The 25737-nt window shown below is 32.8% G+C and carries 23 protein-coding genes; 19 read left to right on the top strand and 4 right to left on the bottom strand.

The genetic code is table 11. The features are described from left to right. The first annotated feature begins 52 nt into the window (after window positions 1-52). The 11 genes from pepT (at window position 53) to ACNDLV_RS03995 (ending at window position 11999) form a co-directional block, all read left to right on the top strand. Window positions 53-1318, top strand: coding sequence for a peptidase T (gene pepT / locus ACNDLV_RS04045; RefSeq protein ID WP_006586279.1), 1266 nt, complete (start codon window positions 53-55; stop codon window positions 1316-1318). A gap of 11 nt (window positions 1319-1329) precedes the next feature. After that, window positions 1330-2106, top strand: coding sequence for an SIR2 family NAD-dependent protein deacylase (locus ACNDLV_RS04040; protein WP_022091395.1), 777 nt, complete (start codon window positions 1330-1332; stop codon window positions 2104-2106). Then, window positions 2106-3059, top strand: coding sequence for an exonuclease domain-containing protein (locus ACNDLV_RS04035; RefSeq protein WP_006587603.1), 954 nt, complete (start codon window positions 2106-2108; stop codon window positions 3057-3059). Before ACNDLV_RS04040 ends, ACNDLV_RS04035 begins: the two co-directional genes overlap by 1 nt. An 8-nt stretch (window positions 3060-3067) precedes the next feature. Next, window positions 3068-3943, top strand: coding sequence for a DNA/RNA non-specific endonuclease (locus tag ACNDLV_RS04030; RefSeq protein WP_006586282.1), 876 nt, complete (start codon window positions 3068-3070; stop codon window positions 3941-3943). 175 nt (window positions 3944-4118) lie between these two features. Beyond that, complete coding sequence (locus ACNDLV_RS04025; protein ID WP_006587604.1) at window positions 4119-5204, top strand: ABC transporter ATP-binding protein; 1086 nt, start codon at window positions 4119-4121, stop codon at window positions 5202-5204. Continuing rightward, window positions 5204-6070, top strand: a complete 867-nt coding sequence (locus tag ACNDLV_RS04020) for a carbohydrate ABC transporter permease (RefSeq protein ID WP_006586284.1) — start codon at window positions 5204-5206, stop codon at window positions 6068-6070. Before ACNDLV_RS04025 ends, ACNDLV_RS04020 begins: the two co-directional genes overlap by 1 nt. Next, window positions 6070-6894 carry a carbohydrate ABC transporter permease gene (locus tag ACNDLV_RS04015; RefSeq protein WP_006586285.1) on the top strand — a complete coding sequence of 275 codons (825 nt, stop codon included), beginning with the start codon at window positions 6070-6072 and terminating at the stop codon, window positions 6892-6894. The genes ACNDLV_RS04020 and ACNDLV_RS04015 overlap by 1 nt, the downstream gene beginning before the upstream one ends. Further along, window positions 6878-8161, top strand: a complete 1284-nt coding sequence (locus tag ACNDLV_RS04010) for an MBL fold metallo-hydrolase (protein WP_006586286.1) — start codon at window positions 6878-6880, stop codon at window positions 8159-8161. Before ACNDLV_RS04015 ends, ACNDLV_RS04010 begins: the two co-directional genes overlap by 17 nt. 51 nt (window positions 8162-8212) lie before the next feature. After that, on the top strand, window positions 8213-9520 hold the full coding sequence (locus ACNDLV_RS04005) for an extracellular solute-binding protein (RefSeq protein WP_006586287.1): 1308 nt from the start codon (window positions 8213-8215) through the stop codon (window positions 9518-9520). Between the two features lie 152 nt (window positions 9521-9672). Further along, on the top strand, window positions 9673-10962 hold the full coding sequence (locus tag ACNDLV_RS04000) for an extracellular solute-binding protein (RefSeq protein ID WP_006587606.1): 1290 nt from the start codon (window positions 9673-9675) through the stop codon (window positions 10960-10962). Window positions 10963-11075: 113 nt separating this feature from the next. Continuing rightward, window positions 11076-11999, top strand: a complete 924-nt coding sequence (locus ACNDLV_RS03995; RefSeq protein ID WP_006586290.1) for a magnesium transporter CorA family protein — start codon at window positions 11076-11078, stop codon at window positions 11997-11999. 50 nt (window positions 12000-12049) lie between these two features. Here the strand turns inward: ACNDLV_RS03995 and ACNDLV_RS03990 are convergent, their stop codons facing one another. Next, window positions 12050-12949: an N-acetylglucosamine kinase gene (locus ACNDLV_RS03990; protein WP_006586291.1), complete on the bottom strand. Its 900-nt coding sequence runs from the start codon at window positions 12947-12949 to the stop codon at window positions 12050-12052. A gap of 154 nt (window positions 12950-13103) precedes the next feature. Here ACNDLV_RS03990 and ACNDLV_RS03985 point away from each other — a divergent pair, with 154 nt between their 5' ends. The 4 genes from ACNDLV_RS03985 to ACNDLV_RS03970 all read left to right on the top strand — a co-directional run bounded on the left by ACNDLV_RS03985 (window position 13104) and on the right by ACNDLV_RS03970 (window position 18915). After that, window positions 13104-14024 (top strand): serine hydrolase, encoded by a 921-nt coding sequence (locus tag ACNDLV_RS03985; RefSeq protein WP_006586292.1) that lies wholly within the window; start codon window positions 13104-13106, stop codon window positions 14022-14024. Window positions 14025-14135: 111 nt separating this feature from the next. Then, complete coding sequence (locus ACNDLV_RS03980) at window positions 14136-14684, top strand: TetR/AcrR family transcriptional regulator (RefSeq protein ID WP_034535737.1); 549 nt, start codon at window positions 14136-14138, stop codon at window positions 14682-14684. Window positions 14685-14697: 13 nt separating this feature from the next. After that, a complete protein-coding gene (locus tag ACNDLV_RS03975; protein ID WP_006586294.1) occupies window positions 14698-17823 on the top strand; it encodes an MMPL family transporter in 3126 nt (1041 codons plus the stop codon). A gap of 111 nt (window positions 17824-17934) precedes the next feature. Beyond that, window positions 17935-18915 carry a zinc ribbon domain-containing protein gene (locus ACNDLV_RS03970; protein WP_006586295.1) on the top strand — a complete coding sequence of 327 codons (981 nt, stop codon included), beginning with the start codon at window positions 17935-17937 and terminating at the stop codon, window positions 18913-18915. Window positions 18916-18956: 41 nt separating this feature from the next. Here the strand turns inward: ACNDLV_RS03970 and ACNDLV_RS03965 are convergent, their stop codons facing one another. After that, a complete protein-coding gene (locus ACNDLV_RS03965) occupies window positions 18957-20339 on the bottom strand; it encodes an NAD-dependent succinate-semialdehyde dehydrogenase (protein WP_006586296.1) in 1383 nt (460 codons plus the stop codon). 127 nt (window positions 20340-20466) lie between these two features. Here ACNDLV_RS03965 and ACNDLV_RS03960 point away from each other — a divergent pair, with 127 nt between their 5' ends. Then, a complete protein-coding gene (locus ACNDLV_RS03960; RefSeq protein ID WP_006586297.1) occupies window positions 20467-20964 on the top strand; it encodes a nucleoside 2-deoxyribosyltransferase in 498 nt (165 codons plus the stop codon). Between the two features lie 40 nt (window positions 20965-21004). Here the strand turns inward: ACNDLV_RS03960 and ACNDLV_RS03955 are convergent, their stop codons facing one another. Both ACNDLV_RS03955 and ACNDLV_RS03950 read right to left on the bottom strand, forming a co-directional pair. Next, on the bottom strand, window positions 21005-21856 hold the full coding sequence (locus tag ACNDLV_RS03955) for a helix-turn-helix transcriptional regulator (protein WP_006586298.1): 852 nt from the start codon (window positions 21854-21856) through the stop codon (window positions 21005-21007). A gap of 1 nt (window position 21857) precedes the next feature. Beyond that, window positions 21858-22652: an alpha/beta hydrolase gene (locus tag ACNDLV_RS03950; RefSeq protein WP_022091398.1), complete on the bottom strand. Its 795-nt coding sequence runs from the start codon at window positions 22650-22652 to the stop codon at window positions 21858-21860. Between the two features lie 199 nt (window positions 22653-22851). On the opposite strand from ACNDLV_RS03950, the gene ACNDLV_RS03945 reads away from it, so the two are divergent. The 3 genes from ACNDLV_RS03945 (at window position 22852) to serS (ending at window position 25532) form a co-directional block, all read left to right on the top strand. After that, window positions 22852-23457, top strand: a complete 606-nt coding sequence (locus ACNDLV_RS03945) for a TVP38/TMEM64 family protein (RefSeq protein ID WP_006586300.1) — start codon at window positions 22852-22854, stop codon at window positions 23455-23457. Further along, the gene (locus ACNDLV_RS03940; RefSeq protein ID WP_006586301.1) at window positions 23454-23984 is read left to right on the top strand and encodes a GNAT family N-acetyltransferase; all 531 of its coding nucleotides are present in this window, start codon (window positions 23454-23456) and stop codon (window positions 23982-23984) included. The genes ACNDLV_RS03945 and ACNDLV_RS03940 overlap by 4 nt, the downstream gene beginning before the upstream one ends. Before the next feature lie 240 nt (window positions 23985-24224). Beyond that, entirely contained in the window at window positions 24225-25532 is a 1308-nt protein-coding gene (gene serS, locus ACNDLV_RS03935; RefSeq protein ID WP_006586302.1) for a serine--tRNA ligase, read from the top strand. Window positions 25533-25737 lie beyond the last annotated feature (205 nt).

Genomic DNA, 25737 nt, shown 5'->3' with positions numbered 1-25737 from the left:
TTTTTTATGTAGCAAAAGAGCCTAAAATCTATAAACAAGGGAGGCGACTAATTTGAATATTGATCAAAAATATATCCAAGATAAGTTTATTGAGTATTGTGAAGTAGATACCCGTTCTTATTTTGAAAGTGAAACTGTTCCCACTAGTGTTGGACAAGTTGAATTGTTACAGTTGTTAAAACAAGAATTGATAGAGCTGGGATTATCGCAAATTAGCTATTCCCCAAAAGATGCTTATTTATTAGGAAAAATTCCAGCAACTACATCTAAAAAAGTAACTGCAATTGGCTTTGTAGCACATGTGGATACAGCCGATTACAACAGTAAAAATATTAAAGTTCAAATTCATAAAAATTATGATGGGACAGATATTAGACTTGATAAGAGTCATGTCTTATCTTCTAAACAATTCTCAAGTTTGAAAAAAGTTATTGGTCATACTTTGCTTACTGCTTCAGGAGATACTTTACTTGGCGCAGATGATAAAACGGGAATCGCCGGGGCCTTGGGGATGGCTAAGTATTTACTTTCTCATCCTGAAATTGAGCATGGTGATATATGGCTAGCTTTTGGACCTGATGAAGAAATTGGAAAAGGGGCTGCGCGATTTGATGTTAAACGTTTTCCAGTTGAATTTGCTTATACACTTGATAATGGCGATATTGGTGATATTGCATATGAAACGTTTAATGCGGCGAGTGCAACAGTAACTTTTGCGGGGACTGTTGTTCATCCTGGAGAAGCATATGGGCTAATGGTAAATGCCGGTTTAATGGCAAATGAGTTTATCGCTGCTTTGCCTAAAGATTTTGTACCTGAGAAGAGTAAAGGATATGATGGATTTTATTTAGTTACTGATTTTTCTGGTAATGTCGATCAAGCTATGGTCAACTTAATAATTAGAAGCTTTGATACAAAGGATTTTTTAGCTAGAAAGCAATTTCTTAAAAACTTGGCTAATAAAATTGATGCTAAATATGGTAAAGGGCGAGTAAAAATTGAAATGAGAGATCAATATAAATCTCCCGGTGATTTAATTAAGCAAAATCCCTATGTTGTTAACTTAGTTCATCATGCTTATAAACAACTCAACATAACAGCTAAGCATATTCCATTTCGTGGAGGTACAGATGGTGACTTTATTAGTGAAAAAGGCATTCCTACGCCAAATTTATTTAACGGAGGCGCAAATTTTCATGGACCATATGAATATGTAACAATTGAAAATATGGCAAAATTAAGCGAGGTACTTGTTGAGATAAGTAAACTGCATGTTCATTTGAATGATTGCAGAGATGAAACACCTTTGAAGAGATGAGGATAGAAAAAATGTCTGATTTTGAGAAAGCTAGAAAAATTATAAATGAAGCAGATGCAATTTTAATTACGGCTGGAAACGGGTTTGCTAGTTTGGATGGATTCGATATGTTAGATGAAGCTAGTTTTAAAATCCAGTATCCAGATTTAGTAGAGAAATATAATTTTAAAACTATTGGAGATGCATTAGATAGAAGATTAAGCAATTGGGATGAGCAATGGAGTATTTGGCGTAGATTTATTGATAATTATTCGATTAATTATCAAGCGAGTTCAATGATGCAAAATTTGAAAACTTTGCTTAAGGGAAAAGAATACTTTATTGCAACAAGTTATTATATCCATGCTTTTGAAAATGCTGGATTTGACTCTAAAAAGATTTTTAATATTTTTGGAGATTGGACAACTATGGCTTGTTCAAGTGGGATTAATCATGGCTTAAAAAGTGATTTGCAAATTTATGGCGTGCCAAAATGTGAGATTTGTAATAGTGAAATGGAAATCCATATGCCTTTAACTGCCCATTTTTATCCAGATACAGATGCTAATACAAGATTACGGATTTTTATTACTAATAATGAGAGTAAAAAAGTGGCAGTATTAGGCTTAGGTGTAGATGAGTTAAGCCCACAATTGTTAGAACCGATTACTCATTTAGTAAGTCAATTTGAAAGTTGGCATTATATATCGGCAGATTTATGCATCACCGATTTACCTCAAGATGTAGCCAAGAGAAGCATTGCAGCTGAAAGTAATAGTGAAAGTTTATTAGAAGGTTTAATAAGTTAATGACAGTAAAAGTAGTATCCGGTCAATTGGAGTTCACAAATCAAAATTTAGCTAATAAACTACGAAAAAAAGGGCATGAGCTTGTAACATTTTTAGACGATTATACAATGCTAGATATTGAAACAACGGGGTTATCACCATATCGTGATAGAATAACAGAACTTGCTGGTATTAAAGTAAGAAATGGAAAGGTAGTTGCAGAATATAGTCAACTAGTAAAATATCCTAAAGATAATAAGGTACCACGCTTTATTACTAAGCTAAATGGAATAGATGAAGCATTAATTTTAGCTAATGGGATGCCTGTAAAAGAAGCTATCACTGAATTTAGAAATTTTATTGGTGGAGATGTAATAGTTGGATATAATGTCAACTTTGATTTGAACTTTATTTATGATCTTTGTGAAAAATTTCAGTTAAAAAAATTGAGTAATAACTATATTGATGTTTTACATTTCTCACGAGTCTTTTTTAAAAAAGAGAGTCATAATCGCTTATTAGACTGCATTCGGCGACTAGGAATTAGTGAATCAGAAGCACATCGAGGATTAAAAGATTCATTGGATACTAAAGCAGTATTTGATATTTACCGAAAGCAATTTACCCCTGAGATGTTAAATGAAGTCAAAGATAGTTTAAAAAGTTGTGTTTTAACCGAAGAAATTCCATTTGAATACTTGATTAAACGCAATCCATTAAAAAATAAAACTGTCGTTTTTGCAGGTACTGTTAATAAAGAAGAATTAGAGCTAATTGTAAGTAATATGGGCGGTCAAGTAAGAGACCATGTTGATTCCACAATAGATTATTTAGTCATGGGGGATAAGGACTTCTTTTCAAAAAGTAATTCTGAATTGCAAAAAGCAAGAAGGTTAATATCAGAAGGAATTAAGATTTCTCGACTTAGCGAAAGTTTTTTCCTTGATATGTTAGATAGTTGGGCAAGAAGTTAGGAGTAATAATGACGAAAAGAAGAAAGAAAAGAGCATCAAATAGAAAATTTAATCCGATTACTTCAATTCTTTTTGTATTAGCATTTGCTTTTTGGGGAATTTACCAAAGTTCAGGTGGAAATTTATCTACTGCCGTTAATTCAATAACTTCCTTTAATAACTCTAGTAGTTCAAGTAATTCAGCAAAAAATACTTTTACAGCGACAAGTGCTGATACCGAATATGGTGGATTATCAACTAGTGATTATCAAAAGTTAGCTAATTTAGATTTTCAATCAGGTCAAAAAGGATATGTTGTAGTTAATAATAATCATTCAACATTAATAAAAAACGCTTGGAAGGTTAACAAAGTTATTTATTCTAATTTAGATAATCTAAATAGAACTTCTCATTCAAATACTGGCTTTTTAGAACAAAGAAATGTTGCTAATGATAGTTTGCGAGTAAGGCAATTCGTAAATCCAACTGCGTGGCACTCTAATCGTTCAAGTGGGGAACAAATATATAACCGAGGCCATCTGATTGCCTATTCAGTTTCAGCAGGAATTGATCAAAATGGTAATTATGAACCTAATAACCAGTCAGGTGATCAAAATAATCCTAAAAATTTATTTACGCAAACAGCTTATTCTAATCAAAAAGTTCAGACTATTTTTGAAGGAAAAGTTAGACAAGCTCTTAGACAAGGGAAAAAAGTGATTTATCAAGCAACGCCTATCTTTAGAAATAACGAATTAATGGCGCGTGGCATTAATTTACAGGCAGTTTCGACTGATGGAATGTTAGATTTTAATGTCTATATTTTCAATGTTCAACCTGGATTTCAATTTAATTATCAAAATGGGCGGGCAAGTAAAGACAATAGTTTGCAAGTAGCTAATTAAGTTTATAGTTATATAAATAAAGTTCGGATTTTTAGATTGTGTATATATAAAAATACTAATGTTAATAAAATGATAGGTAAAAACCGAATTTTATCATTATTTTATATTGTAATTTACCGAAAAATCCCGTACACTCAAATAAGAGAATTTTCAAAGTAAGTAGTGGAGTTATTAGATGAACGAAGAAAAATTTGTTGAAGTAAAAGACCTTCGTAAGGTTTATGATAACGGCCATGAAGCAATTAAAAATGTTTCATTTAGCGTTAAAAAGGGTGATCTTGTATGTTTATTAGGTCCATCTGGGTGTGGTAAAACCACAATTTTAAATATGCTTGCCGGATTGCTTAATCCAACTAGTGGTGAAATTTTGTTTGATGGAAAAAATGTGGTTAATGTGGAACCTAAAGATCGTGAGATTGGCTATGTGTTCCAGAATTACGCATTGTATCCACATATGACTGTATTACAAAATGTTATGTTTCCACTTACCGTTGGAAAAACTAAACGACCAAAGGAAGAAGCGGAAAAAATAGCCAAGAAGTATATGGCTTTGACTCAAATTACGGATTTGGCCAATCAAAAACCTGGCAATTTGTCAGGTGGGCAACAACAGCGTGTCGCAATTGCACGTGCTTTGGTTGGTGAACCTAAAATATTACTTATGGATGAACCTTTAAGTAACTTGGATGCTCGGCTTCGTTTGAAGATTAGAGAAGAAATCAGAGCATTAGTCAAAGAAGTGGGGATTACAACTTTATTTGTTACTCACGACCAAGAAGAAGCTTTATCAATTGGTGATAAAATAATCCTTTTCAATAATGGAGTAATTCAACAAGATGATAACGGACAAAACTTCTATTTAGAACCTAAAAATCATTTTGTTGCTAACTTTATTGGAAATCCAGTTATCGATAATTTCGCTGTAACAGTTGAAAACGATGAAATTAAGACAAGTGATTTTACAATTAAAGTTTCAGATTGGGATAAACAGAGATTAAGAAAACAATTAGTTGATGGAAATTATATTTTATCTGTACGTCCAGAAAATATTACTCCTGCTGACAATGGTGAGCTAGCTGTCCAAATTGTTGATGTTGAATTAATTGGTAGAGAAAGAATTCTAAAATTTAATTATGATGGTCAACAAGCTAGATCACTTGTTAATTTGGAAGTGCCGATTAAGGCAGGAGATAAGGTAAGATTAAAGCTACGGCTAGATCGAATCTTTATCTTTACTCCGGAAGGGGAAAGAATTTACTAATGAAAACTAATCAAAAAAAGGCTTGGTTATTTTTAGCTCCAACTTTAATTTTTGTTACTGTTTTTAGCGTATGGCCTATTTTACGGGCTTTTACAATGAGTTTCCAAAGCGGACCATTAATTAATTTGGAATGGACTGGCTTTTCTAATTATCAATATATTTTTTCAGATCCTGAATTTTGGCGCGCAATTAAAAATACTTTAATCTATGCTATTTTTGCTGTGCCGGTTAGTTTAGCAATTTCGATTATGTTGGCTTGGTTTATTTTTAGTAAAGTAAAGCATTCTTCATTTCTTGAAACTACTTTTTTCATGCCATACGTAACAAGTACGATTGCAATAGGTATCGTTTTTAGATATATCTTTAATGGCGAATATGGGTTGCTGAATTACTTATTAAAAGCGGTGCATCTTCCTGCTCCAAATTGGATTGATGATCCAAGTATGAGTTTAATCACAATAATTATTTTCGGAATTTGGACTTCTTTAGCTTTTGACATTGTAATTTTAATGGGAGCTTTAAGAAATATTGACCCTAATTATTATATTTTGGCAGATATGTATGGTGCCAGTGAACGAGAAAAGTTTTGGCGAATTACAATGCCACAACTAGTTCCAACTTTAGCATTTTTGTTAACTATGAATATTATTGGGGCATTTAAAATTTATACTTCTGTTTATGCTTTGTTTAATGGGCAAGCAGGAATTGGAAATTCTGCCACTACAGCAGTATTTTATATTTATAATAAATTCCAAATGGTTGGAACTCCTGGAGTTGCAATGGCCGCAACTGTCGTATTATTCTTAATTATTTTACTAACAACATTTTTACAACGTAAAATGATGAAAAAGATTGGACGATACTAATGAAAAAAATTCGAATTGGTAATTTAATTGCCTACGTAGTTCTAGCAATTTTTGCATTAATTACAGTGTTCCCATTTGTGTATATGATTTTAGGTGGATTGATGTCTTATAGTGAAACTACAACTATTCCTCCGACTTTAATTCCACATAAATTTAATTGGGGCAATTATGCAAAAGTTTTTGCTCAAGCACCATTTGCAAGGTATTTTTTAAATACCTTTATAACAGCGTCAGTTACAACAATTGTGAGTTTATTTAATGCCCTACTTGCTGCTTTTGCTTTAACAAGTTTGAAGTTTAAAGGTAAAGGGTTAGTGCAAAGCTTATTACTTTCTCTATTAATGGTTCCAGGAGAAGCAATAATTTTTACTAATTATAATACTATTGCAAAAATGGGATTATTGAATACTTATCTTGGATTGGTTTTGCCATTTTTAACATCTATTTTCTATATGTATTATTTACAAAGTTACTTTGGGTCAATTTCAGATACTATTTATAAGGCTGCCATGATTAATGGAGCGAGTGATTGGGAATATATATGGAAAGTACTGGTACCTATGAGTAAAGGTGGTCTATTTACAGTTGGTCTACTTAGCTTTATTAGTGGATGGAATGCCTTTTTATGGCCATTACTTGTGACTAATGAAGATAGTATGCGATTGCTTAACAATGGACTTTCTTCGTTTGCTTCAGATTCTGGTAGTGAAACTGAACTTCAATTAGCAGCAGCAACGTTGACAGTTCTTCCAATTTTGATTGTCTACTTTATCTTTAGAAAGCAAATTATTCGAGGAGTAGTTAGAAATGACCTTAAAGGATAAAACAACTGTAACTTTTTATAATGGTCTAACAACGATTGGTGGGCCAATGATTGAAGTTGCTTATAACAAAAGCCATGTTTTGTTTGATTTAGGAGAAGTATATCGGCCTGAATTAAATTTGCCAGATGAAAGCTATCAAACTTTGATTAAGTATCAGCTCATTGGCGATGTTCCTGATTTTTATGATCCGGCTATAACTGGTAAGCAGCTAAATCACGAAAAATGGGAGCATGCAGCAGCTTATATTTCTCATTTGCATTTAGATCATAGTAAGGCACTTAATTTATTGGCGCCAGAAGTTCCTTTATATGCGGGACCAATTACTGCAGCACTTTTGCCAGTATTAAATAAAAATGGTGATTTTTTGTTGCCAGCAGCTAATCATGAAAAAAATTATACGCGTTCAATTATTCCTGCAAAATATAAAACTCCCATAAAAGTAGGAGATATTACTTTGGAAGTATGGCCAAGTGATCACGATGCATATGGAGCGACTGGTTTAGTTGTTAAAACCCCAGATAAGCTAATTGCTTTTACAGGAGATATTCGGTTGCATGGGTATCATCCTGAATGGGTCAAAGAATACCTTTCAGCTGTAAAAAACGCCGATTTGTTTATTGTTGAAGGTACAGGAATTTCCTGGCCAGAACATATAGGACAAGAATTTTCTGGCCCTAAAAATGAAGATGAATTAACAGAAAGAATAGTACAATTAGAACAAGAAAATCCTCAAAGACAAATAACTTTTAATACTTACCCTACTAATGTAGAGCGACTTCTACGGATTATTGAAGAATCTCCAAGAAAAGTTGTTCTACATGCTAAAAGGGCAGATTTGCTTAAAGAGTCATTGAATAAAGATTACTATTATTACTACTTGCCAGGGGAAGAAAAATATAAATCACTTGATCCTAACTTGAAAATTTCATATCAAGACTTATTAAAAGATAATCACAAATACCTTTGGCAAGCAGTTGCTAATTATGGCGATCTGATGAAAAATGGCCTGTACATTCACTCAAATGCTGAACCGTTGGGTGATTTTGATCCAGCATACAAACCTTTTGTTGAAGCTTTGGAAAGGCAAAATATTGAGTTCACTGCCTTACGTTGTTCAGGCCATGCTGATGATAAAGAACTCAGAGAAATTATTGGATTAGTTCAACCTCGCATTCTATGCCCGGTGCACACATTGCATCCGGAGTTGGCAGAGAATCCTTATGGGGAACGGATTTTACCTAAACGTGGACAAACAATCACGCTTTAGTTAAAAATCAAAAATATTGTTGTATTTAGTTTTATTGGAGGAAATATCCTTATGAAGTTTGCTAAAAGATTAGCTGTTGCTGGTATGACTGCTTTAGCTTTAGTTGGCACTACTGCTTGCTCTAGTAGTAAAACAAGTTCAACTAAGTCTAATGCCACTAGTTCCGTTAAGATTCCTAAAGTTACTAAGAAGACAACTGTTGTTTTCTGGCATGCTATGACAGGAGTTCAACAATCAACCTTACAAAAACTGACTGCTGAATTTGAAAAGAAAAATCCTAACATTACTATTAAGTTGGAAAATCAAGGTGCGTACACTGATTTACAAGCAAAGATTAATTCAACTTTGCAATCACCAAATAATTTACCAACTATTACTCAGGCCTATCCAGGTTGGTTGTGGAATGCGGCTAATAATAAAATGTTAGTTGACCTTACGCCTTATATTAATGATAAAACAGTTGGTTGGGGAAGTGCTAAGTCATCTAATATTAAGACAGAACTTCTTGAAGGTGCGCAAATTAAAGGAACCCAATATGGGATTCCATTTAATAAATCTGTAGAAACTTTGACTTATAATGCAGATATTCTCAAGAAATACAATGTCAAAGTACCTACTACAATGGCTGAACTTAAAGCAGCTGCTAAGAAAATCTATGAAAAGAGTGGTCATAAAGTTGTTGGTGCAGGTTTTGACTCACTTTCAAATTACTACACACTTGGCATGAAGGATGAAGGTGTGGATTTCTCAAATAAGATTAACTTCTCAGGAACCACTTCTAAGAAAGTTATCAACTACTATGCAGATGGAGTAAAGGCAGGTTACTTCAGAACAGCAGGAAGTGAACACTACTTATCAGGACCATTTGCAAATGAAAAAGTTGCAATGTACATTGGTACGAGTGCTGGTGAAGGATTTGTGAAGAAGGGTGTTGGAACCAAATTTACTTATGGTGTAGCTGCACGTCCATCTAAGTACAACATGCAACAAGGTACAGATATTTACATGTTTAGTAAAGCAAGTGCAATGCAAAAAGCAGCAGCATTTAAATACATGAAATTCTTGGTATCTAAGTCAAGTCAATTAACGTGGGCAAATGCAACAGGTTATGTACCAGTTAATACTGCTGCAGTAAACTCAAGTGAATACAAAGATAATAAGTCAATGAAGACGCCAGCAATTATTGCTAAGTCAATGAAGAACTTGTACTCAGTTCCAGTAGAAAAGAATTCAAATGCTGCATACAGCCAATTAAATTCAATAATGCAAAACATTCTTTCTGCAGCAGCTAAGAAGCAAAGTGTAAATTCACAAATAACAGCTGGTAAAGCAAAATTTGATGCTGCATGGAAGCAATAAACTAAATTTACATAAGAAAGAAGTAGGGTTTCCTACTTCTTTTTCTTTAACATACTATATATTGAAATTCAAGGTTGAATATATCAATATATAGAGTAAGATGATATATGGACTTTTCGAAAAAATTCAAAATCAATTTTGGAGGATTAGATATGAATATTTGGAAAAAAGCATTTTTATCATCATTAGTTGGAGTATCTTTATTAACTACAGCATGTTCTACACAGAAAAAGACCTCAGCAAAACAAGAGAGTAATATTCCTAAAGTAACTAAAAAGACAACTGTAGTTTTTTGGCATGGAATGAGTGGAGTACAAGGTGCGACATTAAAGAAATTAACAGATGAATTTGAAAAAAAGAATCCTAATATTAAGATTAAGCTTGAATATCAAGGAACATATATTAATTTACAAGCTAAGTTAAATTCTACAATGCAATCACCCAATAACTTACCAACTATTACACAAAGTTATCCAGGTTGGCTTTATAATGCTGCCAAAAATAAAATGTTGGTTGATTTAAAGCCATATATTGCTTCTAAAAATGTTGGTTGGAATGGAAAAGACAGTGATATCAATACCAGTTTATTAAATGGGGCTAAGATTAATGGTGTGCAATATGGAATTCCGTTCAATAAATCTGTTGAAGCATTAACTTATAATGAAGATATGTTGAAAAAATATAATGTAAAAGTTCCTAAGACAATGGCTGAGCTTAAATCAGTCGCCAAAAAAATATACGAAAAGAGTCACCATAAAGTTGTGGGTGCTGGTTTCGATGTTATGAGCAACTATTACCTTTTGGGTTTAAAAGATCAAGGAATCAATTTTAGTAATAAAGTTAAATTCGATAGTAAGGCATCTAAGAATGTAATTAATTACTACGCTGAAGGAGTTAAAGAAGGCTACTTTAGAACAGCAGGAAGTGAACACTACTTATCGGGACCATTTGCAAATGAAAAAGTTGCTATGTATATCGGAACTAGTGCAGGAGAAGGTTTTGTAAAAAAGGCAATCAACGGGAAATTTAAATACGGCGTAGCTGCACGTCCATCTAAGTACAACATGCAACAAGGTACAGATATTTATATGTTTAGTAAAGCAAGTGCAATGCAAAAAGCAGCAGCATTTAAATACATGAAATTCTTGGTATCTAAGTCAAGTCAATTAACGTGGGCAAATGCAACAGGTTATGTACCAGTTAATAAGCAAGTTTTAATGGATAAGAAATATATTAATAATCCTAATATGAAAACTCCAGCAATTCTTAAAGCTGCTATGCAACACTTATATTCAGTTCCAGTAGAAAAGAATTCAAATGCTGCATATATCCAAGCTGGTAGCAACTTAGAGAATATATTAATTGCAGCGGGTAAAAAACAAAATTATAGTGGCTTAATTAAGCAAGGTCAAACCAAACTAGAAAATGCATGGAAGCAATAAACTAAAAAAAGAAGTAGGAAATCCCACTTCTTTTTTTATGGATTAAAAACATTAGTTTTTCATCTAAGAAGAAACATGTTAACATAATAAGGTACTTCTAGTGAGGTGATGGCATGATAAAAGAACAAACTTTCCCAGTTAAAACAATTTATAACTGGTATGATATTAGTAATCTTAGTGAAGAGGACAGTCGGATTTTACAGAAAGATTTTAATTTTACTTCTGACATAATTTCATATATATCTGACCGGCATGAACGTCCTCACTATGACTATGATCAGTATACTCAAAGTCACTTATTGGTTTATGACGTGCCTATATGGCCAACACCTAGCATCAAACACTTTACAGCTAATCCGGTTACCTTCTTAGTTCAGGGAAATAATATTTTTACTTTTCATACCGAACTAACTAATTATGTATTTGAAGAATTTGATGATGAAAGAATGCGTGAGCGTTTATCTGAGGCAGAAGATGTAACAGAACTCTTGATGATTTTTTTATTATACTCATCTCAATACTTTCAAAGAGCTGTAACTCAATTGAATATTGAACGTAATGGTCTTGATAGTAAATTGTCAGATAATATTAATAATAAGGATTTAGTTGAGCTTTCTAACATCGAAAAGGGTTTAGTGTATCTTTCAAGTAGTATTCAAACTGACTTGCTTATGTTGCATAGTTTAAATAAATCACATTTAAATAGTAAATTTACTAAGCGATCACTTGAACGATTAGATGATGTTTTAATTGAATCAAATCAATCTGCGCAAATGGTTCGAATTTCTAGCCAAGTTACGAAAACTTTATCAACTACTAGTAATAATATGATGAATAATAATTTGAACGATACTATGAAGTTTTTGACTGTTTGGTCAATTCTTTTAACTATTCCAACCATAATGACAGGTTTTTATGGCATGAACGTTAGCTTACCTGTTTTTGGACATAGCTTAGACTGGATTATGATTTCTATAATTACAGTAGGTATTATGGCATGGTTAGCTTATTACATGAAGCGACATCATTTCTTTTAAAATAAAAAGTCTAGCATATATTGAAGTGCTAGACTTTTTATTTTTATATTTTACTTTGCAGTATAGTAATCATCGTTTTTATCAAATAAGATACCACTTGCATTGCTACCTGAAGAAACAACAAATTTGGCATTAGGATATTTGACATGAACTTTATCTTCTACACGTGTGCGAAGCATCTTATTATTAGTTAATACTGATCCGGTTAGTGCAATTGCCATTGGTTTAGGATCTGTGAAGCGGTCAAGTCCCATAATAATATCCTGTGCCAATAGATCAGCTTGGCTAAAAATCACATCTTGTGCGTCTTTAGATCCTTTATCAGCTAATTCAGCAATAAGTCTTGCTAGACTGGCAATTTCAGGTCTTTCGAGTCGGTAAACTTTTTGATTACAGTCATTCATTTCAGAAACACCAAAATGTTTAGTGAACAAGTCAATTAAATCATTCTTTTCACGCTTGTCCCAAGAATGAAGGGCTGATTTTAAGCCAGCAATGCTGATGGCATATCCACTACCTTCGTCACCTAGCAAGTGTCCATATCCGCCAACAGTTAATATTTTTCCATTTTGCAAGCCGTTAACGACAGAACCGGTTCCGGCAATGACTATAATACCATCTTCACCTTTAAGACCTTTGTATAAAGCTAGAAGCGAGTCAGTTACAGCTTTAGCTTTGGTATTAAAAGCAGAAGCTAAAGCTTCAGAGACTTCTTTATATTGGCCAGTTACTGAAATTCCAGCGATTCCAGCGAGTATTCTTTCGCAATCTGAACCTAGTTTTGCTTGGATTTGGCGAATAGCTTCTTTGATATTTGCCATACCACCATCAAAGTCTGCGTTAATATTTCCTTGTCCGGTTTCTACTGTTAATAATTCTTGACCTGTTAAGTCATATGCAATAGCAGTTGTATGAGTACCACCTGCGTCAATTCCAATTTGATAATGCACTGTTTAAATATCCTTCCTGTTTTTGTATCAGAATAATTATATAATTAAATCGCTTTCTTTGCTTATGAAAATAATAACTTTCTAAAAAATTTTAATGCATATTGATAAGTTGAATGTATTTTGGCTAAAATTATCCTAGGTAGAGGGAGAAATTATGAAAAATAGGATTATTTTAGGGGCAATTGTAGCATCTGTATGTTCATTTGCATTATATTTAAACAATATGAAAAGGTATGAATCTGCTACTTTAACTATTTCTAGAAATCAAAACAATACTCAAACTGTTACAGAAAAAAATAAACAAGGCAAAAAGCAAGAAACAAGTCCTGTTCTTGAAAAAATAACTAAGAAAGGGAATTCTAAATTAGCATCGCAAATTCAGAAAGCTATGAAGAATTCTAATAGTTATGATGTAAAAGTACTTGATTTAAAAAATTCTAATAATTCAGCAGAAGTTTATAATAAGAAAGACAAAGTAAATGTTAGTGATAGTTTGAAGGCTTTTTTATTAGTTGGACTATATAAAGAAATAGAGCAACAAAAAATTAAGGCGGCAGCTACGCTTACTCCAACTGCAAGTGAAATTGTTAAGGGAGATAGTACTTTTGCAGCTAATACCGTCTACAGCTTAACGTATGTGCGACAAAATTTAATGAGTAAAAATAGTAATACAGCTGCTAATTTATTGCTTAATAAATTAGGAAAAGAACAAGTTAATAACATCATTAAAGAAATGGGAACCCGTGAAACTGTAATTTCCAATAAATTTGGTGAAAGTGTTGTAGGTACTACGAGTGCTGAAGATTTGGCGATATTAATGAAATCTCTGTATAATGGAAAATTTTTAGGAAATTATAGCAATACAGTATTAACCGGTCTTTCAACTTATTCTGTAAAAAGTCCATTGGTAAATAAAATAAGTAATGCCAATATAATCCAAATAGGAGATAATACTTCAGCAGTTGCTTTAGTAACTACTGATAAGCACAGTTATGTTATTGCTGTTACTTCACAAAATAATAATTCATTTGCAGAATTAGGCTTAAAAATTAGTACTTGGTTTAATCAAAATTAAGATTTGGCTGATGCCAAATCTTTTTTTGTAACATTAATCTACAAAGTGTAGAAAGAAATCTACAATGTATCGTGGTATATTATTTTTTGTCGATAATTGGAGGTGAAAATATTGGTTAAAAAAAGAACGTTAGATTTATCTAAGGTTATAGCTGCCACTAGTGAGTTGATAGATGAACAAGGCTTAGCAGCTGTAACATTTCCTAATCTTGCTAAAAGGTTAGGGATTCGTTCACAGTCTTTATATCACTATATTGATAATCGTACACAATTGTTATCACTTGTCGGTGCTAATCGAATTAAGGCTTTGAATGAAAATTTAAAAGAAAACTTAGTCGGAATGGCAGGGCAAGAAGCAATTCTAAAATTTTGTGATTTGATTCGTGACTATTTACTAAAAGATAATGCGTTAGCTGCAATTTTATATCATTTAAATGAATATGAACGAGATGCAGAAATCAATATTGAGCTTTTAAAAGTTATTGAACTGGGAACAAAACTAAAATCTGATAAAGATGAACCGATATCAGTTCATGCTTTAGTTGGTGCTGTTTTAGGATATGTCTTTTTTGACAGATCAGCCATCTTCAGTGGAGAAAGTTCGAATGAAAGAAATTCTAATTATCATCAAATGATTTTACGTTTAATAAAGCCAGTTTAGAAGGGGGAAAATAATGCAAAAGTTTATAAAAAATCATGTATTTTCATTGATTGCCTGGTTGCTGATTTTGGTTATATCTATTGTTGCATTACCCAATGTTAATCAGCTAACACGTGATCATGCAGAGATAAAATTGCCTGCAGATACACAAACTACTATTGCTCAAACATTTAATAATGAATGGAGCAATAAAACTAAGAATACATATGAGATTGCTTTGGTTTTCAATAAAAAAGATGGAAAGCTAACTAAAAGTAATCAAGCAGCAATTGATCAGACAATTTCTGATTTGAAAGAAAATAAAGAAAAGTATGGAATAAAAAATATCTTATCGCCCAATGATAATACTGCCACTAAAAAGCGTTTGAAATCTAAGGATAAAACTACTTGGCTTGTGCAGTTAAATGTTTCCAAATCACATGGAACTATTTCAGATATAAATAAAGAGTTGCAAAAAGCTGTTAAGACTAAAGGCGTTACAACATATGTAACTGGTGCGGATATTTTAAATGATGACTTTTCAGCATCAATTCAAGAGGGAATTAAGAAAACAGAATTAATATCAATAATTTTCATTTTTATTGTTTTAGTTTTAGTTTTCAGATCTCCAATTGTCCCATTGATTTCTTTATTTACAGTGGGGGTATCTTTCTTAACAGCCTTTTCAATTGTAACGAATCTTGTAAAAAGTGCTAACTTCCCATTCTCTAACTTTACACAAGTTTTCATGGTAATTGTGTTGTTTGGAATAGGAACTGATTACAATATTCTTTTATATGATAAGTTTAAAGAAAATCTTGGTAATGGCTTAACAGTTGGAGAAGCCACTAAAGATGCATTGCATAAAGCAGGAAGAACTATCTTATTTTCAGGCTCTTCTATATTAATCGGTTTTTCAGCATTAGCTTTAGCTAAGTTCTCTATTTACCAATCAGCAACTGGCGTTGCAGTGGGCGTTGCAGTGCTATTACTTGTCTTGTTGACCTTAAATCCATTCTTTATGATGAGTTTAGGTGCTAAGATGTTTTGGCCTGTTAAAAAATTCGAAGGGGAAAGTGAAAGCAAAGTTTGGACTTTCCTTGCTTCTAATTCAGTAAAAAGACCAATTTTGCATATCATTGTAACTTTTTTAATTGTTACGCCATTTATGGCATTATATAGTGGTCACCTTAATTATGATGATACAGATGAAATTAGTAATGATACACCTTCAAAAGCTGGTTTGCTAGTAGTTCAAAAGCACTTTTCTAAAGGGATGGCAATGCCATCATACTTATATATAAAGTCTAATCACACTTTAGATAATGAAGCAGATTTGAAATTAATTGATGAAGCTACCCGACAACTTCAGGCAAGCAAAGGGGTAAGCTTAGTTACTTCTGTAACGCAACCTTATGGTGAAAAAGTTAGTCAACTTTATGTAAATAAGCAACTTAATACTGTTACTCAAGGTGTAGGAACAGCGCAAAGTGGCTTAACTAAATTAAGTAATGGTTCAAGTCAAATGACTAATGGTTTGGGGCAATTAGTATCTGGTTCACAAACTTTAACCAATGGTTTGAATACAATGACTAGCCAACTTAATAGCCAAATGTCTACAGCTAACCAGAGTCAATTGGCTCAATTACAAACTGCTTTACCTCAAATTAATCAAGGGATTCAAGAACTAAATTCAGCCTTACGTAATTCGGGGGCTTCAATTGATACAACTAGTTTAACTAACAATTTAACGGATGCAGGCAATAATGCTAAGTTAATTGGAAATAATCTAACTGCTGCAGGTGAAATTCTTAAACAACTTCAAGCGTCAACGAGCACTTCTTCTGCTGATACTAGTCAAATTTTGGCTCAATATCGTGCTGTAGAAGATAAAGCAGGCTTGAATGATCAACAAAAGCAGGCTATGGAACAAGCTTTGATGACTATTTTGTCAGGAGTTAATAATAAAGTTCAAGCTCAAACTAGTGCAGCAACTACATCAATAGAAAAAGTAGCTGCTAACTTGCAAGCAGCAGGCTTAGCTGATCAAAGTTTAGGAAATAATTTATCCAATGTTGCCGCAACTCTTCAAGGATTATCAGGTTTGAGTAGCCAAATTAGCACGCTTCAAACAGAAGTTAATAAATTAGCAACAGCATCTAATCTTGCTTTACCAGGTGCTAACCAAGCTATTACTAAGTTATCGTCTGGGTTGAATCAAGTTCAAAGTGCTGTATCAACAGCATCTAATGGTAGTTCACAAATTACTAGTGGGGCGCAACAACTTTATAACAATTCACCAGCTCTTACTGACGGAATTAATAAGGTAAATTCTGGTTTGGGTGAAGGAGCTACATACTTATCTGGTCTTGCAGATTCTGCAGCTAGTGATGAATTTTATATTCCAAAGAAGTATTTAAAGAGTTCATTATTCCAAAAATCAATTAATAACTACATGAGTAATGATAAGAAAATGACTAAAATTATTGTAGTTCTTGATTCAAATCCAAGTTCTGACAAGGCTGCGGTTAAGTCACATAAACTTAGTGCGATGGTTAAGAAATCACTTGCTGGAACTGATTTAAAGGATGCGGAAGTAGTAATGGGAGGACAAAGTTCAAGAATCCAAGATACTCGCCAAACAGCTTCTAAAGACTTTACTCGGACAGCAATAATAATGTTAGTTGGAATTGGTTTAGCTTTAATTGTAGTAACCAGATCTGTACTTCAACCATTATTCATTTTAGGAACTTTATTGATGGCTTACTTCAGTTCATTAACTATTAATGAATGGTTTATCAAGGCGGTTATGGGTAAGGATATGCTTACTTGGAATACCCCATTCTTTAGTTTTATTATGATTATTGCTTTAGGTGTTGATTATTCTATTTTCTTAATGATGAGATATCGTGAATTAGATGAAGCAACTGCAAGTGAAAGAATGGTTCATGCTAGTGCAATTATCGGTACTGTCGTAATTAGTGCAGCTATAATTTTAGGTGGTACCTTTGCAGCGCTTATTCCATCAGGTATTCCAACTTTAATTGAAGTTGCGATAACTGTAATTGTTGGTTTAGCAATTTTAGTAATCTTAATGCCGATTTTATTATCTGCAGCTGTAAAGTTAACTTATGAAGGTTTTAAGAAATCCAAGCATTAAGTTTAAAAAGTAGTAAAAGACTGTATAAATGCAGTCTTTTTTTCTATGCAAAATAAGTTTTAAATTTATAATGGATGTTATAGTAAATAAAAATTTTAGAGGTTTTGATTAATGAAAAGATGTCCAAGTTGCGGCCACTTATTAAAAATTGATGAAGCAAAATGTACATATTGTGGCCACATATTTTCAAAAGAAACTGAACAAAATAAGTCAGAGTATACAGAAAATACGCAGGGGATGAGTAGGAGTCAACTTCAAAAAGAAAACTCGTCAAGTTTAATACAGCCAGTAAGTAAGTTGCCATTAAAAGAAATTTTTCAAAAAATGCTTTTGTGGATTCATAAAAATTCAACTATTGTTTTCATTACTGGACTAATTTTAATGGTGTTTACAAGTATTGTACCCGAATTAGGGTGGACATGCTTGTTGTTACTTTTAGGGTGGTTATTTTGGGTATGTAAGAAAGATATTCCTGTCAAACAATATACTGTTGATAAAAAGCTAACCGCTGATCTTAATAAAACTGGAGAACGGGTCGGTGAAAGAGCTGATCGACAAAAAGAGCGAATAATTAGCGAACACCCTGAAGTAAGAGAAAAAATAAAAAAAGTACAACAAATCAAGTTGCCAAAAAATGCCAGTGTATATCGCTGGGGAGCAATCTTTACTTCCTTACTTAGTTTATTTATTTTCTTTTCAAAATCTGAGAATACTAACTCATTATCCAGGGTGGTTCTTGATTTTGCTAATAATCAATTCTCATCATCACAAACAATTTTTGCTATGCTAGTTTATATTGGATGGGCTTACATAGTTATTAATCCTTTCCTTATTGTCTATCGGTTATTGAAAAAAGAAACTAGTTATAGAATCAAAGCTTTTGTTTGGGCACTAATTGAAACTATTTTGTTATTTGGTTTAGTAAATTATTCTTCTAGAACCACAGCTGTTTCAACTTTTGGTAGTTTAACAAAACAATTAATTTCTTCATTAACAGCTATTGCAGTTAATTATTATATGTTGATTTTTACTAGTGTTTTGACTACAGCGTTAACGTTAATGAATATAATAAAAGATAAAAAGAATATTTAAAAAATGCCTTCCTAACTTAGGAGGGCATTTTTGGATAAATTTTATTTATTACTCTTAGTACAATCAATTATCAAATGTTCATTAATGAAAGCATTAAGTCCAAGTTCACTCAATTCTCGACCGTAACCAGAATTCTTAATACCACCAAATGGGAGTTCTGGAGCAGTAATCCAGCGACCATTGATAACTGTCATCCCAGTTTCAATTTGACTAGCAATTTCTTGCGCTTTAGCGACATTAGAACTGATAATAGATGAACCAAGACCAAAGCTAGAATCGTTAGCTAATTCAATAGCTTCGCTTATGTCTTTTACTTTGTATATGCAAGCGACTGGTCCAAATAATTCTTGATTAAAAATTGGATTTTCTTTGTTAATATTGGTTAGAATTATTGGTCTAAAGAAGGCCCCTTTTTCATTGATATTTGGATATTGATAAGAAATATTAGCACCTGCTTCACAAGCCTGCTTGACTTGCTGAGTCAACTTCTTTTTTGCACTTTCTGAATTTAGAGGTGCTAATGTGGTGGATTTATTCATTGGATCACCAGGCTTTAAATTGGCAAAAATATTTTTTAACTCATTAAGAACTTGGTCATACTTATCTTCTAAAACAATAATTCTTTTAGAAGAGGTGCAAACTTGACCACAGTTATAAGTTCTTGCATCCTGTAAAACATTTTTGAGTATTGTATCATCAGCGTCATTTAAAACAATGAAAGGGTCATTCCCTCCTAATTCCATAGTTGATTTTTTAAGACTCTTACCGGCTTGCATAGCAACACTAGCGCCACCTCGTTCAGAACCAGTTAAGGCAACACCTTTAATCCGATTATCACTGATTACATCTGCTAATTGTTGATATGATAAGTATAAATTTATCATGCTTCCTTCAGGAGCTCCTGCGCGTTTAATAATTTTTTCTGCCAAAGCTGCACATCCTGGAACATTGTGAGCATGCTTTAAAAGCATGGGATTACCAACAATAAAGTTAGGAGCAAATACGCGGATGATTTGGTAAAGAGGAAAATTCCATGGCTCGCAAGCCATAATAACGCCCGTAGCTTGTTTAAGGTAATATGCATTACCTAAAGAGGTGTTTAGAGGAACTTTATTTAACATATCAACCCCATGTTGAGCAAAGTAGTGACATATATTGATACATAAATCAACTTCTTCTAGTGATTCGACATAAAGTTTCCCCATCTCTTTTGTTATAATTGTCGCCATTTGAACTCGATTATCTTTAAAATTGTCGGCAATTTTATCTAAGATTTGACTTCTTTTTTGTGGACTTTCATGTCGCCATTTTTTGTATAAGCAATTGGCTAAATTTATGCTTTCTTCGATATGTTGAGCGGTTGGATTGGAATATTCTGCGAAATTTTCATTTGTATATGGATTAATGGATTGATAATTTGACATGTAAATACCTCTTTTTAACAGACTATAGTCCTCATTATAAAACGTTTTCAAGAGAGAGTTAATTTTTTTACTTAAAAAATTTTTTTGCTAGAATATTGATAAGAAAAAAATAAAAAGGGAGAAAAATATGACTGAAGTTTCAACTGGTAATGTGTACTTAGGGACACCATTTTATAATGATGCACAAAAAAATAGAGTGAAATTAGCGCAAGAATACTTAGCAGAAAATCCAACTGTTGTTAGAGTTCATTTCCCATTTGATTATGAATTTGTTGATCCAGAAGAACCAAATCCTAAGGCGGGTATTCCGAGCTTAAAATGGCAATTAGCAACTTATCAAAACGATATTACTGGATTAGTAAATGCTAATGTAGGTGTCTTTTTATATGATATGGATAATATTGATGATGGAAGTGCTTTTGAAATTGGATATATGCGAGCAATGCATAAACCAGTTATTTTAGTACCATTTACTGAAAAAAATAATGAAGTAAAAAAAATGAACCTGATGCTTGCTCAGGGTGTAACAACTTTAATTGATGGAAACACAGAATTTGAAAAGTTAAAAACATATGATTTTAACTCCTGTATGAGTAATCCAGTTACGGGTTATCGCATTTTTTAAAGAAAAAAATAGTCTGGCAAAACCAGACTATTTTTCTTTTTTATAAACTTTCTAATGCACTTTGGGCACGCTCAATTACTTGTTGATTGTCGTTAAGGCGTCCAAAGGCAATTGCATCATAAAAATTATCTTTTGCCTTTTGAATATCACCGTTTTGGGCAACAATGTTTTCTCCTAAGCGGAGACAAGTTCTAGCTAAGAAAAATACGAGGTGGCGAGTTGCACATAAATTATATGCAGCATTCAATAATTTATTAGAGTGCTTATAATCGCCTTGCTCACCATAAAATTCCCCAGCAGTACACAAGATAGAAAGTACTTGAATTGCTTCTTCATTACTATTAACTTTAAATTTTAAAATTTCATTTTTAATTTGGTCATAGTAATGTTTAGCCTTATCGAATTCTTTTTGACTAAAGTATACTTCACTGCAACCATTTAAAGCTAATAAGCGATAGATACTATTAGCTTTTAAATCAGCTGCAGTTAAAATACCATTGAAATAATAAAGAGCGCTCATAGGCTCATTTTTATCATAAAGAGCAACTTGGCCTTTTAAGTATTGATAATGAAACTTATCATCACTCTTTTTTAGAGAGCTTTGCTTAACTTTAGCCATGAGTCTAGCTAATTTTTCATAATCATATGAAACTAATGAAAAATCCGCTTCTATTAATTGCTCCGTAACTCCCGCTTCTTCAGAAGGTCCCATTAAATCTGAAAGAGAAATATTCATTCTTTCACACAATTGATTCAAAATCTTAAATGATGGAACCAAACCATTATTTTCAAACTTACTTAAAGTGGACTGAGTACAAATACCTGAACATAACTCTGTTTGAGATAATTTCAGAGATTTTCTAATTTGTACAAACTTATCTATATTCAACATTCTACTTATTCCTTTTTATGGCTTGATAGAGAAAATCTAATGATTCATCTACGTAGTCATTGGCATAGGCCATAGCATGACCTGAACCAGGTAAAGTAAGAAGCTGTACTTCATGTCCTGAATCGGCTAAAAAGTGGATAAATCTAAAAACACCACTGAGCTCAACTAATTCATGGCTAGAATTGATTAACATTAACTGATTAAGGTTATCATAATCATATGAATCAGCATCTAACTTTTGCAAAACTTCATGATTATTACTTCCAATGTAAGTTACAGTGAAGTATTTATAAAATGAAGCAGCTATTTCATCAGGAGCACTTGTTCCTAATTCTGATCTAGCATCTGGGGATGGTGAAACTGTTTCATGCTCTTTCATCCAATTAGAAAAATCAACAGGTGCAGACCAAGTCACTGTTGGGAAAACGTAAAAACCAGCAAGTTGTAAAGCTAAAGTACCACCGGCACTTGCTCCAATTTGCACTATATTTTTCTGATCATCTGAATCAGTATAACTTGAGTTTAGCAACCAATCGATAAAATTTCTTGCATCTTGGTGAGCGGCAGGGAATATATATCGAGGAGCAAGACGATAATCAGGAATAAAGGTCATAAATCCTGCATTGGCAAATTTAATACCAAAGTTTTTGCATTCATCTTTAGATCCTCGAATAAATCCACCACCGTGCCAAAAAATTAATATTTTTGTTTTTGAGCTAGTATCATTAGGAAAATAGATATCAGTTCTTAAATCATGCTCAGAGTCATAAATGACATTTTGCTTAATGACTACCATCAATCCATTCCTTTCTTTTGCGGTTTCGAGGCATATTATAGTAAAAAATGCATGAAAAAAGCCAATAAAAACAACTATTATCTTAAAAAAATAACAAATACTTTAATTTTGATAAAAAATTAATGCATTTTTCGATTATTCAAGTTTATTGAGTTACATTTGATAAAATATTTTATGTGGGATAGAAAGGCGGAAAGAAATGCGATTATCTGCTGAAAAAAGTCGAAAATTAATCAACATTTTAACATTAGTATCTTTTATCCTAATTATTGCGTTAGTCATTTATTGGTGGAAACTTGGTATTTTTACGGATACCGAAAAAATGAAAGCATATTTAGCTGATAAAAAAATTATTGGACCGTTGATATTTGTGTTGATTCAAATTGTCCAAGTAGTAATCCCGATAATTCCAGGAGGTGTTTCACTTTTAGCTGGTGTTATATTTTTTGGCCCTGTTTGGGGATTCATATATAATTATGTAGGAATATGTATTGGTTCATTTGTTATTTTTTATTTATCAAGAAGGTACGGAAAACCATTTATTTTACATTTAGTATCTGAAGAAACTTTGGATAAATATATTAAATGGACAAAAAATCAGAAAAAATTCAATTGGTTTTTCGCTTTATGTATTGTAGCACCAGCTGCTCCTGATGATGTTTTATGTATGTTAGCAGGATTGACTCAAATGAAGTTTTGGACATATTTTTGGATTATTGTTTTAGGAAAGCCATGGACAATTGCAGCATATAGTTTTGGATTATTATATGGCGCTAAATGGTTATTTGGTATTTTTAAAAAGTGATTGGTAAGAAAATTTATTTAAGACATTTTGTAAAAGAAGATGGAGAACAACTTTTTTTGTGGAGTAAAAAAACTGTTTATTTTGAAAAAGCACGTTTTACACAATATAAAGATTTATCCGCTGCTAAGCATGGAGCTACTTTATTGGCCCAAAGAAAAAATAGCTTTGCAATATGTAGTCATGATAATGATAAAGTCATAGGAATGATTGAATTATATGAACGAGGAGCAAGTGAAAATTTGCTAAATACTTGTGAAGTAGGTTTTTTATTAGATGAAAAGTATTGGCATCAAGGGTTAATGAAAGAAGCTTTGCAGTTGGTTTGCCAATATGCATTTAATGATTTGGGGATGAAAGAAATATGGGCTGGAGTTTTTCAAGATAATGATGCGTCTATTCATTTATTAGGCAAAATGGGTTTTGAATATATCTATCAAGTAAAGTATCCTGACATATTTTCGCCTGAAAATAAAAATGAAAATTATTATCTTTTACGTCCAGGTAATTGCAAATTTGTGCGTTCATGATAAAATTTAAGTAAACGCGAAATCCTAAGACAGCTTCAGAGAGTCCGCGGTTGGTGTGAGCGGATGGACGTCGTTTCCAGATTTCTTAAAGTGGGCAATTAATAGTTGCACGGTTTGCACCGTTATCGCAAAGTAATGAGTGTGGTCTTAATTAGACTGAACTTGGGTGGTACCGCGAACCGTGATCCGATTCGTCCCAGTAATGGGACGGGTCGGCTTTTTTATTTTTCGGAGGTTTTTATGTTAGATATTAAGGTTATTCGTGAACGCCTTGATTGGGCAAAGGAAAAATTAGCTACTAGGGGTATTAAGCCTGAAGAATTAGATGAAGTAGTAGCTATTGATGAAAAGCGTCGTGCAAAGCTAAGTGAGACGGAAGCTTTAAAAGCTAAGCGTAATGAAGTTTCTAAAGAAATTGCTAACAAAAAGCGCAATAAAGAAAATGCTGATGATGCAATTAAGGCTATGCGTGAAGTTGGTGAACAAATTAAGAAGCTCGATGAAGAAGTGGCTGAACTTTCTGAAAAGCAAAACTATATCTTACTTCGATTGCCAAACTTCCCAGATGATTCTGATCCAATTGGCCCAGATGAAAGTTATAATCAAGAAGTTAGAAAATGGAATGAACCAACTAAGTTTAACTTTGATCCCAAAGCTCACTGGGATTTGGGCGATGATTTACATATTTTAGACTTTGATACTGCTGCTAAGGTATCAGGTGCCCGTTTTGTGTACTACAAAGGCGCAGGTGCTTTGCTTGAAAGAGCAGTTTATAATTTCTTCTTAGATGAAAATACTAAAGAAGGTTATACAGAAGTTATTCCACCTTACCTTGTAAATGATGATTCAATGCAAGGAACTGGACAATTCCCTAAATTTACTGAAGATGTATATACAATTGTAGACAACGATGATCCAGATAAACCACTTAACTTAACTTTAATTCCAACAGCAGAAGTTCCATTAGTTAACTACTTTAGAGGCGAAATTGTAGATGGCAAAAAGCTTCCTATTAATGTCACTGCATTAACCCCAGCTTTCAGAAGCGAAGCTGGTAGCGCTGGTAGAGATACACGTGGCTTAATTAGAATGCACCAATTTAATAAAGTAGAAATGGTTAAAGTATGTAAGCCAGAAGAGTCATGGAATGAACTTGATAAGTTGACCCACAATGCTGAGCATTTGCTTCAAAAGTTAGGTTTACCATATCATGTTGTTGCTTTATCAACTGGGGATGCAAGCTTTACTAGTGCAAAGACTTACGATCTTGAAGTTTGGATGCCAGCACAAAACAAGTATCGTGAAATTTCAAGTTGTTCAAATTGTACCGATTTCCAAGCTCGACGTGCTCAAATTAGATACCGTGATGAAGATGGTAAAGTTAAACTTGTGCACACTTTGAATGGTTCAGGATTGGCTGTTGGTAGAACTGTTGCAGCAATTCTTGAAAATTATCAAAATGAAGATGGCAGTGTTACCGTGCCAGAAGCATTGGTTCCATATATGCATGGCATGACAAAGATTACTAGAGAAGATACATTAGGTTAAATGTTCTAAAGAGAGGCAGAAATGCCTCTTTTTTTTTTGAAAAAATTTTTTCAAAAAAAAACGACTAAAATTGTTAAAATAGGAACATTAATCAATGAAAAAGCGTAAAAGTTTACAAACTTGAAGAAAATCAAAAAAAAAAAGTAACAACGTTTCCTGGTGTTCAGAAAATTTAGGTATTAAATCGAACAAAAAAGAAAGTTTG

The sequence above is a fragment of the Lactobacillus fornicalis genome (assembly GCF_055362665.1).
Note: the sequence above shows the minus strand (reverse complement) of the source record. Positions and strands in the feature narration are given on the sequence as shown.

Bases quoted from the DNA above. Each gene is read 5' to 3' on its own strand.
- ACNDLV_RS03955 (WP_006586298.1), bottom strand. From the start codon at position 21,856: ATGTTGAATATAGATAAGTTTGTACAAATTAGAAAATCTCTGAAATTA.
- ACNDLV_RS03970 (WP_006586295.1), top strand. From the start codon at position 17,935: ATGAAAAGATGTCCAAGTTGCGGCCACTTATTAAAAATTGATGAAGCA.
- ACNDLV_RS04025 (WP_006587604.1), top strand. From the start codon at position 4,119: ATGAACGAAGAAAAATTTGTTGAAGTAAAAGACCTTCGTAAGGTTTAT.
- ACNDLV_RS04020 (WP_006586284.1), top strand. From the start codon at position 5,204: ATGAAAACTAATCAAAAAAAGGCTTGGTTATTTTTAGCTCCAACTTTA.
- ACNDLV_RS03995 (WP_006586290.1), top strand. From the start codon at position 11,076: ATGATAAAAGAACAAACTTTCCCAGTTAAAACAATTTATAACTGGTAT.
- ACNDLV_RS03960 (WP_006586297.1), top strand. From the start codon at position 20,467: ATGACTGAAGTTTCAACTGGTAATGTGTACTTAGGGACACCATTTTAT.
- ACNDLV_RS03965 (WP_006586296.1), bottom strand. From the start codon at position 20,339: ATGTCAAATTATCAATCCATTAATCCATATACAAATGAAAATTTCGCA.
- ACNDLV_RS03985 (WP_006586292.1), top strand. From the start codon at position 13,104: ATGAAAAATAGGATTATTTTAGGGGCAATTGTAGCATCTGTATGTTCA.
- ACNDLV_RS04030 (WP_006586282.1), top strand. From the start codon at position 3,068: ATGACGAAAAGAAGAAAGAAAAGAGCATCAAATAGAAAATTTAATCCG.
- ACNDLV_RS03975 (WP_006586294.1), top strand. From the start codon at position 14,698: ATGCAAAAGTTTATAAAAAATCATGTATTTTCATTGATTGCCTGGTTG.
- ACNDLV_RS04010 (WP_006586286.1), top strand. From the start codon at position 6,878: ATGACCTTAAAGGATAAAACAACTGTAACTTTTTATAATGGTCTAACA.
- ACNDLV_RS04000 (WP_006587606.1), top strand. From the start codon at position 9,673: ATGAATATTTGGAAAAAAGCATTTTTATCATCATTAGTTGGAGTATCT.
- serS (WP_006586302.1), top strand. From the start codon at position 24,225: ATGTTAGATATTAAGGTTATTCGTGAACGCCTTGATTGGGCAAAGGAA.
- ACNDLV_RS04005 (WP_006586287.1), top strand. From the start codon at position 8,213: ATGAAGTTTGCTAAAAGATTAGCTGTTGCTGGTATGACTGCTTTAGCT.
- ACNDLV_RS04040 (WP_022091395.1), top strand. From the start codon at position 1,330: ATGTCTGATTTTGAGAAAGCTAGAAAAATTATAAATGAAGCAGATGCA.
- ACNDLV_RS03945 (WP_006586300.1), top strand. From the start codon at position 22,852: ATGCGATTATCTGCTGAAAAAAGTCGAAAATTAATCAACATTTTAACA.
- ACNDLV_RS04035 (WP_006587603.1), top strand. From the start codon at position 2,106: ATGACAGTAAAAGTAGTATCCGGTCAATTGGAGTTCACAAATCAAAAT.
- ACNDLV_RS03950 (WP_022091398.1), bottom strand. From the start codon at position 22,652: ATGGTAGTCATTAAGCAAAATGTCATTTATGACTCTGAGCATGATTTA.
- ACNDLV_RS04015 (WP_006586285.1), top strand. From the start codon at position 6,070: ATGAAAAAAATTCGAATTGGTAATTTAATTGCCTACGTAGTTCTAGCA.